The organism is Klebsiella sp. LTGPAF-6F (genome assembly GCF_001753185.1).
Taxonomy (GTDB): domain Bacteria; phylum Pseudomonadota; class Gammaproteobacteria; order Enterobacterales; family Enterobacteriaceae; genus Klebsiella; species Klebsiella michiganensis.
Map to the genome: position 1 here is coordinate 1508286 of NZ_CP017450.1, position 13593 is coordinate 1521878.

The 13593-nt window shown below is 55.5% G+C and carries 12 protein-coding genes; 9 read left to right on the plus strand and 3 right to left on the minus strand.

Features of this window, described 5'->3' with window-relative positions; all coding sequences use genetic code 11:
• The first annotated feature begins 73 nt into the window (after positions 1 to 73).
• The 7 genes from clpP to BJF97_RS07080 all read left to right on the plus strand — a co-directional run bounded on the left by clpP (position 74) and on the right by BJF97_RS07080 (position 8237).
• Positions 74 to 697, plus strand: coding sequence for an ATP-dependent Clp endopeptidase proteolytic subunit ClpP (clpP, locus tag BJF97_RS07050; RefSeq protein ID WP_003021624.1), 624 nt, complete (start codon positions 74 to 76; stop codon positions 695 to 697).
• Between the two features lie 132 nt (positions 698 to 829).
• Positions 830 to 2104: an ATP-dependent protease ATP-binding subunit ClpX gene (gene clpX, locus BJF97_RS07055; RefSeq protein WP_004099538.1), complete on the plus strand. Its 1275-nt coding sequence runs from the start codon at positions 830 to 832 to the stop codon at positions 2102 to 2104.
• A 183-nt stretch (positions 2105 to 2287) separates the two neighbouring features.
• Positions 2288 to 4642, plus strand: a complete 2355-nt coding sequence (lon, locus tag BJF97_RS07060) for an endopeptidase La (RefSeq protein ID WP_004099539.1) — start codon at positions 2288 to 2290, stop codon at positions 4640 to 4642.
• A gap of 208 nt (positions 4643 to 4850) precedes the next feature.
• Positions 4851 to 5123, plus strand: a complete 273-nt coding sequence (gene hupB, locus BJF97_RS07065) for a nucleoid-associated protein HU-beta (protein WP_002444653.1) — start codon at positions 4851 to 4853, stop codon at positions 5121 to 5123.
• 213 nt (positions 5124 to 5336) lie between these two features.
• Positions 5337 to 7211 (plus strand): peptidylprolyl isomerase, encoded by a 1875-nt coding sequence (gene ppiD, locus BJF97_RS07070; protein ID WP_032694150.1) that lies wholly within the window; start codon positions 5337 to 5339, stop codon positions 7209 to 7211.
• A gap of 148 nt (positions 7212 to 7359) precedes the next feature.
• The gene (locus tag BJF97_RS07075; protein ID WP_014837591.1) at positions 7360 to 7725 is read left to right on the plus strand and encodes a helix-hairpin-helix domain-containing protein; all 366 of its coding nucleotides are present in this window, start codon (positions 7360 to 7362) and stop codon (positions 7723 to 7725) included.
• A gap of 110 nt (positions 7726 to 7835) precedes the next feature.
• Entirely contained in the window at positions 7836 to 8237 is a 402-nt protein-coding gene (locus tag BJF97_RS07080) for a YbgC/FadM family acyl-CoA thioesterase (RefSeq protein WP_004848264.1), read from the plus strand.
• A 263-nt stretch (positions 8238 to 8500) separates the two neighbouring features.
• Here the strand turns inward: BJF97_RS07080 and queC are convergent, their stop codons facing one another.
• Both queC and BJF97_RS07090 read right to left on the minus strand, forming a co-directional pair.
• On the minus strand, positions 8501 to 9196 hold the full coding sequence (queC, locus tag BJF97_RS07085) for a 7-cyano-7-deazaguanine synthase QueC (protein WP_014228183.1): 696 nt from the start codon (positions 9194 to 9196) through the stop codon (positions 8501 to 8503).
• Between the two features lie 66 nt (positions 9197 to 9262).
• On the minus strand, positions 9263 to 10963 hold the full coding sequence (locus tag BJF97_RS07090; RefSeq protein ID WP_014837592.1) for an SgrR family transcriptional regulator: 1701 nt from the start codon (positions 10961 to 10963) through the stop codon (positions 9263 to 9265).
• A gap of 126 nt (positions 10964 to 11089) precedes the next feature.
• On the opposite strand from BJF97_RS07090, the gene cof reads away from it, so the two are divergent.
• Entirely contained in the window at positions 11090 to 11908 is an 819-nt protein-coding gene (gene cof / locus BJF97_RS07095) for an HMP-PP phosphatase (protein ID WP_014228185.1), read from the plus strand.
• A gap of 46 nt (positions 11909 to 11954) precedes the next feature.
• Here the strand turns inward: cof and BJF97_RS07100 are convergent, their stop codons facing one another.
• The gene (locus tag BJF97_RS07100) at positions 11955 to 13007 is read right to left on the minus strand and encodes a PLP-dependent cysteine synthase family protein (RefSeq protein WP_014837593.1); all 1053 of its coding nucleotides are present in this window, start codon (positions 13005 to 13007) and stop codon (positions 11955 to 11957) included.
• Between the two features lie 115 nt (positions 13008 to 13122).
• Between BJF97_RS07100 and BJF97_RS07105 the strand changes: the two genes are divergently transcribed.
• Complete coding sequence (locus BJF97_RS07105; RefSeq protein WP_004135994.1) at positions 13123 to 13581, plus strand: Lrp/AsnC family transcriptional regulator; 459 nt, start codon at positions 13123 to 13125, stop codon at positions 13579 to 13581.
• Positions 13582 to 13593 lie beyond the last annotated feature (12 nt).

Below are 13593 nucleotides of genomic sequence, written 5' to 3' on the forward strand. Positions count from 1 at the left end.
TTCTGGCTGATAATCCGTCCGTAAGGTTACAATCAGTGCAGCGGTTTTTTTCAAATTAATCCAGGAGACGGAAATGTCATACAGTGGCGAACGAGACAACTTTGCACCCCATATGGCCCTGGTGCCGATGGTCATTGAACAGACCTCACGCGGCGAACGTTCATTTGATATTTACTCCCGTCTGCTCAAGGAGCGCGTCATTTTTCTGACCGGCCAGGTAGAAGACCACATGGCTAACCTGATCGTGGCGCAGATGCTGTTTCTGGAAGCGGAAAACCCGGAAAAAGATATCTATCTGTACATTAACTCTCCGGGCGGGGTGATTACCGCCGGGATGTCTATCTATGACACCATGCAGTTCATCAAGCCTGACGTGAGCACCATTTGTATGGGCCAGGCGGCCTCAATGGGCGCGTTCCTGCTGACCGCCGGGGCGAAAGGCAAGCGTTTCTGCCTGCCGAACTCCCGCGTGATGATTCACCAGCCGCTGGGCGGCTACCAGGGCCAGGCGACGGATATCGAAATCCACGCCCGCGAAATCCTGAAAGTGAAAGGTCGCATGAATGAACTGATGGCACATCATACGGGTCAATCCCTTGAGCAGATCGAGCGCGATACCGAGCGCGATCGCTTCCTGTCTGCCTCAGAAGCAGTGGAATACGGCCTCGTTGACTCTATTTTGACTCATCGTAATTGATGCCCCAGGCGCAAGGGTGCCGCTATACTTGTTTGAAAGAGGGCGGCACAACGCTTCACAGCGGTTTGCGCCTGAGAATGGCATTTGCGTCGTCGTGTGCGGCACAAAGAACTTAATAAGAGGTTTGGACTCATGACAGATAAACGCAAAGATGGTTCGGGCAAACTGTTGTACTGCTCTTTTTGCGGCAAAAGCCAGCATGAAGTGCGTAAGCTAATCGCCGGGCCATCCGTGTATATCTGCGACGAATGCGTTGATTTATGTAACGACATCATTCGCGAAGAAATTAAAGAAGTCGCGCCGCATCGCGAGCGCAGCGCGCTGCCGACGCCGCACGAAATTCGCCATCATCTGGACGATTACGTTATCGGCCAGGAGCCGGCGAAAAAAGTGCTGGCGGTGGCGGTATACAATCACTACAAACGTCTGCGCAATGGCGATACCAGCAACGGCGTTGAGCTGGGCAAAAGTAACATTCTGCTGATCGGGCCGACCGGTTCCGGTAAAACGCTGCTGGCGGAAACGCTCGCGCGCCTGCTGGATGTGCCTTTCACCATGGCGGATGCCACCACCCTGACCGAAGCCGGCTACGTGGGTGAAGACGTTGAGAACATCATCCAGAAGCTGCTGCAGAAGTGCGACTACGACGTACAGAAAGCCCAGCGCGGTATCGTCTACATTGATGAAATCGATAAAATTTCCCGTAAATCGGATAACCCGTCGATCACTCGCGATGTTTCCGGCGAAGGCGTGCAGCAGGCGCTGCTGAAGCTTATTGAAGGTACCGTTGCCGCGGTTCCGCCGCAGGGCGGGCGTAAGCATCCGCAGCAGGAGTTCCTGCAGGTTGATACCTCTAAGATCCTGTTCATCTGCGGCGGCGCCTTTGCCGGTCTGGATAAGGTCATTTCCCACCGTGTTGAAACCGGTTCAGGTATTGGTTTCGGCGCGACGGTCAAGGCGAAGTCTGACAAAGCCAGCGAAGGCGAGCTGCTGTCTCAGGTTGAGCCGGAAGATCTGATCAAGTTTGGCCTGATTCCTGAGTTCATCGGGCGTCTGCCGGTTGTGGCGACCCTGAGCGAGCTGAGCGAAGAAGCGCTGATTCAGATCCTCAAAGAGCCGAAAAACGCCCTGACCAAGCAGTATCAGGCGCTGTTCAGCCTGGAAGGCGCTGAGCTGGAATTCCGCGACGAAGCGCTGGACGCTATCGCTAAGAAAGCGATGGCGCGTAAAACCGGGGCTCGCGGTCTGCGTTCTATCGTTGAAGCCGCGCTGCTCGATACCATGTACGATCTTCCGTCAATGGAAGACGTGGAAAAAGTGGTCATCGACGCTTCGGTTATCGATGGCCAGAGCAAGCCGCTGCTGATTTACGGCAAACCGGAAGCGCAGCAGGCATCTGGTGAATAATTAACCATTTTGCTCAAGCAGTTAACAAAAAGGGGGGATTTTATCTCCCCTTTTATTTTTCCTGCATTCCCGCCGTTGAATGTATGGAATACATCCCCATATACTGGTTTACATATTAACGGCGACGCGTCGTTGAGTTGCGTCGTCGGCTACCTGGCGGACTTTAAACTAAGAGAGAGCTCTATGAATCCTGAGCGTTCTGAACGCATTGAAATCCCCGTATTGCCGTTGCGCGATGTGGTGGTTTATCCGCACATGGTCATACCCCTGTTTGTAGGGCGGGAAAAATCTATCCGTTGCCTCGAAGCAGCCATGGATCATGATAAAAAAATCATGCTGGTTGCGCAGAAAGAAGCCTCGACGGATGAGCCGGGTGTAAACGATCTTTTCACCGTCGGGACCGTGGCGTCTATTTTGCAAATGCTGAAGCTACCGGACGGTACTGTCAAAGTGCTGGTCGAAGGTTTACAGCGCGCGCGCATCTCTGCGCTGTCTGATAACGGCGAGCATTTTTCGGCGAAGGCTGAATATCTTGAATCGCCGGCGATTGACGAACGCGAGCAGGAAGTGCTGGTTCGTACGGCCATCAGCCAGTTTGAAGGCTACATCAAGCTGAACAAGAAAATCCCACCGGAAGTGCTGACGTCGCTGAATAGCATTGACGATCCGGCGCGCCTGGCGGATACCATCGCTGCGCATATGCCGCTGAAGCTGGCGGACAAACAGTCCGTGCTGGAGATGTCCGACGTTAACGAACGTCTGGAATATCTGATGGCGATGATGGAGTCGGAAATCGATCTGCTGCAGGTTGAGAAGCGCATTCGCAACCGCGTGAAAAAACAGATGGAGAAATCTCAGCGCGAGTACTATCTGAATGAGCAAATGAAAGCCATTCAAAAAGAGCTCGGCGAGATGGACGACGCCCCGGACGAGAACGAAGCGCTGAAGCGTAAGATCGACGCGGCGAAAATGCCGAAAGAGGCAAAAGAGAAAACCGAAGCGGAACTGCAGAAGCTGAAAATGATGTCCCCGATGTCGGCGGAAGCGACCGTCGTTCGCGGCTACATCGACTGGATGGTGCAGGTACCGTGGAACGCCCGCAGCAAGGTCAAAAAAGACCTGCGTCAGGCTCAGGAGATCCTCGACACCGATCACTACGGCCTTGAGCGCGTGAAGGATCGTATTCTTGAGTACCTCGCGGTGCAGAGCCGTGTTAACAAGCTCAAAGGGCCGATCCTGTGCCTGGTTGGGCCTCCGGGGGTCGGTAAAACCTCTCTCGGCCAATCCATCGCCAAAGCCACCGGACGTAAGTACGTGCGTATGGCGCTGGGCGGCGTGCGTGATGAAGCGGAAATCCGCGGTCACCGTCGTACCTATATTGGCTCAATGCCGGGCAAACTGATCCAGAAAATGGCCAAAGTGGGCGTTAAAAACCCGCTGTTCTTACTGGATGAGATCGACAAGATGTCTTCGGACATGCGCGGCGATCCGGCCTCGGCGCTGCTGGAGGTGTTGGATCCGGAACAGAACGTGGCCTTTAACGATCACTATCTGGAAGTGGATTACGATCTCAGCGACGTGATGTTTGTCGCGACCTCCAACTCCATGAACATTCCGGCGCCGCTGCTGGATCGTATGGAAGTGATCCGTCTCTCCGGCTACACCGAGGATGAGAAGCTGAACATCGCCAAACGCCACCTGCTGTCAAAACAGATTGAGCGTAACGCGCTCAAAAAAGGCGAGCTGACGGTGGATGACAGCGCGATTATCGGCATTATCCGCTACTACACGCGTGAAGCGGGCGTGCGTGGTCTGGAGCGCGAAATCTCGAAACTGTGCCGTAAGGCGGTAAAACAGCTGCTGCTGGATAAATCGCTGAAGCACATCGAGATTAACGGCGACAACCTGCATGACTTCCTTGGCGTGCAGCGCTATGACTATGGCCGGGCGGATAGCGAAAACCGCGTGGGTCAGGTGACGGGTCTGGCGTGGACGGAAGTGGGCGGCGATCTGCTGACCATTGAAACCGCCTGCGTTCCGGGTAAAGGTAAGCTGACCTATACCGGTTCACTGGGTGAGGTGATGCAGGAGTCCATCCAGGCTGCGCTGACCGTGGTGCGTTCGCGTGCGGATAAGCTGGGTATCAACTCAGACTTTTACGAAAAACGCGATATTCACGTGCACGTGCCGGAAGGCGCTACGCCGAAAGATGGCCCAAGCGCAGGTATCGCGATGTGTACCGCGCTGGTTTCCTGTCTGACGGGCAATCCGGTGCGCGCCGATGTGGCGATGACCGGGGAAATTACCCTCCGTGGTCAGGTGTTGCCAATCGGTGGTCTGAAGGAAAAACTGCTGGCCGCGCACCGCGGCGGCATTAAGACTGTTCTGATTCCTGATGAAAACAAACGTGACCTTGAAGAAATTCCAGATAACGTTATCGCCGATTTAGATATCCATCCGGTGAAACGAATCGAGGAAGTTCTGGCACTTGCACTGCAGAACGAGCCGTTTGGTATGGAAGTCGTCACGGCAAAATAGTGATTTCGCGCAAATTGCGCTAAGAAAAATAGGGCTGGTAAGTAAATTCGTACTTGCCAGCCTTTTTTTGTGTAGCTAACTTAGATCGCTGGCAGGGGGGTCAATTACAACTCTGTTGTAAGGGCATGACAGTCCTGATATAACTGCTGCGCGGTCGCGCCACGAAGGATTCTGGTGCGATATAAATTATAAAGAGAGGAAGAGAACAGTGAATAAATCTCAACTGATTGACAAAATTGCTGCCGGTGCGGACATTTCTAAAGCCGCAGCTGGACGTGCGTTAGATGCTTTAATCGCTTCTGTTACTGAATCTCTGCAGGCTGGGGATGACGTTGCGCTGGTAGGGTTTGGTACTTTTGCTGTTAAAGAGCGCGCTGCCCGTACCGGCCGCAATCCGCAAACAGGCAAAGAAATTACCATTGCTGCTGCTAAAGTACCGGGTTTCCGTGCAGGTAAAGCGCTGAAAGACGCGGTAAACTGATCGACTTCCCCACTGGGGTCTGTGACGAAGTACAAGGGCGCATCGTAAGATGTGCCTTTTTTATTTGCCAGAATGAGACTTAATGTGACTTTATACGCACTTGTGGGCTGACAATCACCCCGTTTTCTTGTCAAAATACGTCCTCACGCGCGGCGGCCATCACATGCTATGCTGCGCGAGCTAAAGTCATCTACAGCGGAGCGTTGTTACACCATGATGGACAACCTACGCACGGCCGCCAACAGCGTCGTGCTCAAGATTATTTTCGGTATCATTATCGTCTCGTTCATTTTGACCGGGGTGAGTGGTTACCTGATTGGCGGTGGTAACAACTATGCCGCAAAAGTTAATGACCAGGAGATTGGTCGCGCACAGTTTGAAAATGCCGTTGCCAGCGAGCGTAATCGCATGCAGCAGCAGCTTGGCGACCAGTTCTCAGAACTGGCGGCCAATGAAAATTACATGAAGACCATGCGTCAGCAGGTGCTGAACCGTCTGATTGACGAGGCGCTGCTCGATCAGTATGCCCGTGAGCTGGGTCTCAACATCAGCGACGACCAGGTGAAGCAGGCTATCTTCCAGACCCAGGCTTTCCAGGCGGATGGCAAATTTGATAACGAGCGCTTCAGCCGTATTGTTAATCAGATGGGGATGACGACGGATCAGTACGCGCAGGCGCTTCGTAATCAGCTGACGACTCAGCAGCTGATCAACGCCGTAGCCGGTACCGACTTTATGCTGCCGGGCGAATCCGACCAGCTGGCGGCGCTGGTTTCTCAACAGCGCGTCGTTCGTGAAGCGACTATTGACGTAAACGCGCTGGCGGCGAAGCAAACCGCAACCGACGATGAAATCAACGCGTTCTACCAGCAGAACCAGGCGCGTTTTATGGCGCCTGAGCAGTTCCGCGTCAGCTACATCAAGCTGGACGCTGCCAGCATGCAGGAAAACGTCTCTGACGAAGAAATTCAGTCATGGTACGACCAGCATCAGGATCAGTTCACTCAGCCGCAGCGTAACCGCTACAGCATCATCCAGACCAAAACCGAAGCGGATGCGCAGGCGGTGCTTGATGAGCTGAAGAAAGGCGCTGACTTCGCCACGCTGGCCAAAGAAAAATCAACCGATATTATCTCTGCCCGCAGCGGCGGTGATATGGGGTGGCTGGAAGATGCGGCGACCGTGCCAGAGCTGAAAGAGGCCGGTCTGAAAGAAAAAGGCCAGCTTTCTGGCGTAATTAAATCCTCCGTTGGGTTCCTGGTTGCCCGTCTGGACGATGTTCAGGCAGCACAGGTTAAACCGCTGGCTGAGGTTCGCGACGATATTGCGGCGAAAGTGAAGCAGGAAAAAGCCCTGGATGCGTACTATGCCCTGCAGCAGAAAGTGAGCGACGCGGCGAGCAACGATAACGAGTCGCTGGCGGGCGCAGCCCAGGTTGCCGGTCTTAAAGTGGTTGAAACCGGCTGGTTTGGCCGCGACAGCCTGCCGCAAGAGCTGAATTTCAAGCCGGTCTCTGAAGCTATCTTCAACGGCGGCCTGGTGGGCGAGAACGGCACGCCGGGCAGCAACTCCGATATCATCACCGTCGACGGCGATCGTGCGTTTGTTCTGCGCATCAGCGAGCATAAACCGGAAGCGGTGAAACCGCTGGCGGATGTAAAAGCGCAGGTGAGCGATATTGTGAAGCACACGAAAGCGGAACAGCAGGCGAAGCTGGATGCCGACAAGCTGCTGACGGCCCTGAAAGAGGGCAAAGGCGATGAAGCGATGAAAGCCGCAGGCCTGAGCTTTGGTGCGCCGCAGACGCTGTCACGCACCGGTCAGGAAGCGCTGAGCCAGTCCGTCTTTGCACTTCCGCTGCCGCAGGCGGGTAAGCCAAGCTACGGCGTGGGCTCCGATCTGCAGGGCAACGTGGTGCTGCTGGCGCTGGACGAAGTGAAAGCGGGTACGATGCCGGAAGAGCAGAAAAAAGCGATGATTCAGGGGATCACCCAGAATAACGCCCAGATCGCTTTCGAAGCGCTGATGAGCAACCTGCGTAAAGTGGCGAAAATTAAGCTCGGCGACATTATCGATCAGCAACAATAATTACGTGCTGCTTCGCAAAAGCAAGTAACGTGATGTCATTCTCAAAGGCCGCTTTCGCGGCCTTTTCCATTTCTGCATTTTGCCTTTTGTACTCTTTTCCCTTCGTCGCTATCGTGACCTTGCTGTCTACAAACAAGGAGATAACAGCATGAAACGAGGAATGAAAACGCTTATTGCCGCCGTACTGGTTTGCGCGGCGGGGAGTCAGATAGCGCAGGCGGCGCCTTCTGCCGGCAAAGCGTCGGCGCCGGTAAAGGAAAGCGTGCAGTCGCCGCAGTCAAAAGCGCCGGATGCGTTAAATGCGGCGGATAGTGAAGGCACCAGGGTGAGTATCAATAACGCCAGCGCGGAAGAGCTGGCTAAGGCGCTGAATGGCGTCGGCCTGAAGAAAGCGCAGGCTATAGTGAGCTATCGCGAAGAGTACGGGCCATTTAAAACCGTTGACGATCTTAAGCAGGTACCCGGAATGGGCAACTCGCTGGTAGAGAGAAATCTGTCACATCTGAAGCTGTAAATTTTCAGCGAAAGTTTGCACAGTCGTCATTATTTGCCAGACTGAAGAGGTCACGCCAGTGGTGTGACCTCTGACCTCAAAACAACAATTAAAGATAAGGCATTTGCGCTATGCAGACACAAATCAAAGTTCGCGGCTATCATCTGGATGTCTATCAGCACGTTAACAATGCGCGTTATCTGGAGTTTCTCGAAGAAGCGCGTTGGGATGGCCTGGAAAGCAGCCCGGCCTTCCACTGGATGACCGCTCGCAACATCGCCTTTGTGGTGGTCAATATCAATATCAACTACCGCCGACCGGCGGTACTAGGCGATGTGTTAACCGTCACCAGCAAGCTCGAACAGCTGAACGGAAAAAGCGGGACGTTAAGCCAGGTGGTCACCCTCAACCCTAACGGCGAAGTGGTCGCCGATGCGCTTATCACTTTTGTCTGTATCGATCTAAAAACGCAGAAAGCGCTGCCGCTTGAGGGCGAACTGCGGGAGAAGCTGGAGCAGCTTGAGCCTCGCTAACAGGCCAGCCGGAGGGGGATGTCCCGGAGGCGGTGCTGCGCACCTGTCCGGGCTACGTTTCCTCAGCTGTCTGCGATTCGGTAGCGCGGGCTACGCGTCCTCAGCAGCCTGCGATCCGGTAGCCCGGGCAGGCGCATCGCGCCGTCCCCGGGAGCAAGCGCACAGAAAGTGGCAGTACTTCCCCGAAGGCGCTGCTGCGTATCTGACCGGGCTATGCATCGTAAGTCGCCTGCGATCCCGCCACGCCGCCGGGAAGTAACCGGTTACTGGAGCCCGGTTTTCTGCTTCATCACCGTCATCACCCCAACCTTATCGCCCAGATACTGGCTCAGCCCGTTAGCGCGGAGGTTACAGGCGGCGCACTGCCCGCAGCCGTCGCCTTTAATACCGTTATAGCAGGTGAGGGTTTCATGGCGCACCAGGTCGAGCTGGCCCCAGTAATCGGCCAGGGCCCACGTTTCGGCTTTGTTAAGCCACATCAGCGGCGTCTCAAAGCGAATATCTTTCGCCATACCGAGGCTGACGGCATGGTGCAGCGCTTTCACGAACTCGTCGCGGCAGTCCGGGTAGCCCGAAAAGTCGGTCTCGCAAACGCCGGTGATAATGGCTTCCGCCTTCACCTGATACGCGTAAATGGCCGTCAGGGTTAAAAACAGAATGTTGCGCCCGGGTACGAAGGTATTCGGGATGCCGCTGGCGTCCGGTTCATAATCCGGAACCGGAATGCTATCGCGGGTCAGGCTGCTGACCGCCAGTTCGTTAAGCAGGGTGACATCAAGGACTTTATGGGCCACGGCCCCCAGCTTTAGCGCCAGTTCGCGAGCAACGTCAATCTCCGCGCGATGACGTTGGCCATAATCAAAAGTGACGCAATGCACTTCATCATACTGTTGCAGAGCCTGCACCAGGCAGGTCGTCGAATCTTGTCCTCCGCTGAAGACAACTACGGCGCGTTTCATGGTAATTCCTGACAATCGAAGTGAGGCGCATATGGTAGCGCCTGATGAACGTGACCACCAGCCCCGTCACGGCGCAGAGGCCGGTAGCCAGGCGCTGGCGAAATCAAACCAGCCGCGCGCGTTTAGCCGTAGTCCGTTGACCCCCGGCGGCGCGCTGATGCGATAATTATAATTAAACAGCGGCGTCATGATGGCATCGTCCATCAGGCTGTTAAAGACGTTGCGCAACGCTTCGCTACGGCTGCGTCCGTCCGGTAGGGCCTGAACGGCATCCAGCGTCGCCTGGAGATGCGCATATTGCGCCCCGGTCAGCAAATTAGGCCACAGCACGTCGCAGCGTAGCCACTGCTCCAGCGCATAGACCGGCGCTTCGCCAATCAGGCGGTCGCCCATCATCAGGTCCGCCTGTGCAAACTGCTGGCAGCCATCCCAGTTTTTCGCATCATGGAAAATAATCGTCAGCTCACAGCCCAGCTCCGCCAGCCGTTGACGAAGCCGATCCGCCATGGCGTGTAGCTCTACGGGGAGGTGATAGAGCAGCGTAAGCCGTTCGGGCAGAGGGGTATCATGATTTTCAGGCCACTGCGGAATAGACCAGCCCGGCAATACTTCGTTGCTGGGCGCGATCAGATCCTCATCCAGCGGCAGGGTTTCTAACAGGGTGGAGCGATGAATCAGCGAGACCAGCCTTTGCGCCTGCGCTTTGTTAAGACGAGGGCTCTGGCGCAGCGTCAGATAGCAAAAGCCGAGGCTAATACTGTTGCTGACCTGACGTAGTCTGGTCAGTTCGTCAGGATCGCCAATGGTTATCTGTACCGGATGACGACAGCTGGTGCCCAGATCCTGCTCGAACAGCTGCGGCGTGATCCAGTATTCCACGGCCTGCAGCAGCGGGTGAGTGAGATGATAGCGCTGATGGTTTTCCAGCCGCACCAGGTCCGGAGTAAATCGCTTCAGGCGAAACGGTCCGCTGCCGATCGCCGGATCGTCAGGATGCGCCAGCACGCTGCAGTAGCTGGCAAGGCGGAACGGCAGCCAATAATCGGCGCGATGCAGGGTGATAGTCAGACACTGGGAGTGGGTGACGCTAATCTCGCTGATACTGGCGAACAGCGTGCGCAGCGCGGGCAGCTGCAGCAGCATCAGGAGCCGCTGCTGCAGCTGTGAGGTTTTAATCGGATCGCCGTTGTGCCAGAACAGGGTAGAACGAATATAAAAGTGCCAGCGCAGGCCGTCAGGCGACACCTCCCAGTGATGGGCTAAATCGCCTATCGGACAGGTACTCTGCGCATCAAATCGGGTCAGACCGGAAAATATCTCCCCGGCCAGGTGCTGCTCCGCGCGTCCCGGCATAAAACCCGGGCGCAGCGGCTCCAGCGGACGGTAGTAAGGAATACGCAGGGTCGGCGTATTGTTCTGCCATTGGCCGCCGAGAAAGGGGGAAAGCAGCGCTTTAAGCTCCACCGGCGCCAGCTGGGCCAGTTCGAGGGCATTTTGCTGCTGCCCTTTATTCAGCGCCTGCTCCATCATCTCATTGCGCAGCGCTTCCGGCGCTTTATAAAACTGAAGTAGCCCGCGCTTTCCGCGACCGGAGCTGGCCTGCCAGCTTAGCCAGCCGGACTCTTGCGCCTGGCGCAGCAGGGTTCGAATGTGGCGTTCGCTGCAAAAGCAGCGTTCGGCCAGCTCGCCGACGGTTACCTGCTGCGGCTCTCCGGCGGAGGGCTGCCAGAGTCGCTGGTACTGATGCAGACGGTTTAATAGCCTCATCGCTGTGTAATCCTGCGTAGATTGGTAAACCCGGAACAATAAAATTTATCTATTCACTATTACTTCCGTATATCTCAGGCAATACTGCAACACAAGCAAAATCCACCACGATTTGGGGAGCAGAAGATGGCAAGACTGGCTGCATTCGATATGGACGGTACGCTACTGATGCCGGACCATCGTCTGGGAGAAAAAACGCTTTCGACGCTCAAACGTCTGCGCGATCGCGACATCACCCTGACTTTCGCCACCGGTCGTCATGCTCTGGAAATGCGCCACGTTATCGGGGAGTTCTCTCTGGATGCGTTTTTAATCACCGGCAACGGGACGCGCATTCACTCTCTGGAAGGTGAGGAGCTGTATCGCCGCGATCTGGCTCCCGATGTGGCGGAAGAGGTGCTGCACAGCGCCTGGGAAACCACGGCAAGTATGCATTTCTTTAACGACGGCGGCTGGTACACCGGGCAGGCGATCCCGGAATTACTGAAAGCGCACGTCTTTAGCGGTTTTCGTTATCAGCTGTACGATCCAAAGCGGATGCCGGCGCATCAGGTCACTAAAATCTGCTTCTGCGGCGATCATGACGATTTGCGGCGGCTAAGGCTTCAACTGAGTGAAGCGCTGGGCGGCCGGGCGGATCTCTGTTTTTCGGCGATGGATTGCCTTGAAGTGTTGCCTGGCGGCTGTAACAAAGGCGCGGCGCTGGCGGTATTAAGCCAGCATCTGGGGCTGACGATGCAGGATTGCATGGCGTTCGGTGACGCCATGAACGACCTGGAAATGCTCGGCAGCGTCGGGCGCGGCGTGATTATGGGCAATGCGATGAATCAGCTGAAAGCGGAACTCCCACATCTACCGGTTATTGGCGACTGCCGTCATCAGGCCGTCTCCCACTTTTTGACTCATTGGCTGGATAATCCCGATCTTCCTTATTCCCCCGAATAAAGAGACCCTGCCAGCAAGCCAGATATCCTGTGATATCTGGCTTCTTTTATTTTGCCTGCAGCAGGTCGGCGATTTGTGCCTGCCATGGGGAGATATCGCCAATATTGGCCGCTACCCACTGCGGGTTGTAGTAGGTTTCCAGATAACGTTCACCGCTGTCGCACAGCAGCGTGACGAGAGAGCCGGTGCGTCCCTCTTCGCGCATCCGCACGGCCAGCTGCAGTACGCCCCACATGTTGGTGCCGGTGGAGGCGCCGACCTTACGTCCGAGCAGCGTTTCCAGCCATAGCGCGGTGGCGACGCTGGCGGCATCCGGTACCCGCAGCATCTCATCGACCACGTCGGGAATAAACGACGGTTCGACGCGCGGGCGGCCGATGCCCTCAATTTTACTGCCGACCGGGCTGCGCAGGCTGGCGTCGCGGCTCTGCCAGTAGTCCATAAACACCGAGTTTTGTGGGTCAACCACCAGCAGCTGCGTATCGTAGCCCTGACAGCGAATGTAGCGTCCGATGGTGGCAGAGGTGCCCCCGGTGCCCGCGCTCATCACGATATACGACGGCTGCGGATGCAACTCGTGGTTCATCTGACGAAAGATACTGTCGGCGATATTATTGTTTCCCCGCCAGTCGGTCGCCCGTTCGGCATAGGTAAACTGATCCATATAATGGCCGTTCAGCTCGCGGGCCAGGGTTTCGGAGGCGGCATAGATTTCGCAGGCGCTATCGACGAAGTGGCAGCGGCCGCCGTAGAACTCAATTTGTTCAATTTTACGTTTTGCCGTACAGGAAGGCATCACGGCGATAAACGGCAGGCCTAAGAGACGGGCGAAGTAGGCTTCAGAGACGGCGGTCGAACCGGAAGAGGATTCGATAATCGTTGTCCCTTCTTTAATCCAGCCGTTGCACAGACCATAGAGAAACAGCGAGCGGGCCAGGCGGTGCTTCAGGCTACCGGTTGGATGGGTGCTTTCATCTTTCAGGTAGAGCTGGATCCCCGGGAACCCCGGAAGCGCCAGACGAATAAGGTGCGTGTCGGCGGAACGCTGATAATCGGCATTAATTTCACTAATCGCGTGTTTAACCCAGGCGCTGTTCATCTCAAATTCCTGTTTGTCATTTTGTGCCTAGCTTAGCGGAAATCGAAGGAAAAATTGTTGCCATTTAGCCTTTCAATTACAATGAATGGAGTAAATTTTTCTCCCAAGGTGCCCTATGTTAGATAAAATTGACCGTAAGCTGCTTTCTTTACTGCAAACCGACTGCACCCTCTCTTTGCAGGCGCTGGCCGATGCCGTTAATCTGACCACCACGCCCTGCTGGAAGCGCCTGAAGCGGCTGGAAGATGAAGGTATTCTGCGTGGGCGCGTCGCGCTGCTGGATGCGGAAAAGGTCGGGCTTGGGCTGACGGCGTTTGTGCTGATTAAGACTCAGCATCACAGTAGCGACTGGTATTGCCGCTTCGTCAGCGAAGTCACGCAGATGGCGGAGGTTCTTGGTTTCTGGCGTATGGCGGGGGAGTATGACTATCTGCTGCGGGTCCAGGTGGCGGATATGAAGAACTACGATGATTTTTATAAACGCCTGGTTAACAGCGTGCCGGGGCTCTCGGATGTGACTTCGAGTTTTGCCATGGAACAGATAAAATACACCACTGCCTTGCCGATTGATTAACGGCATCAGCCG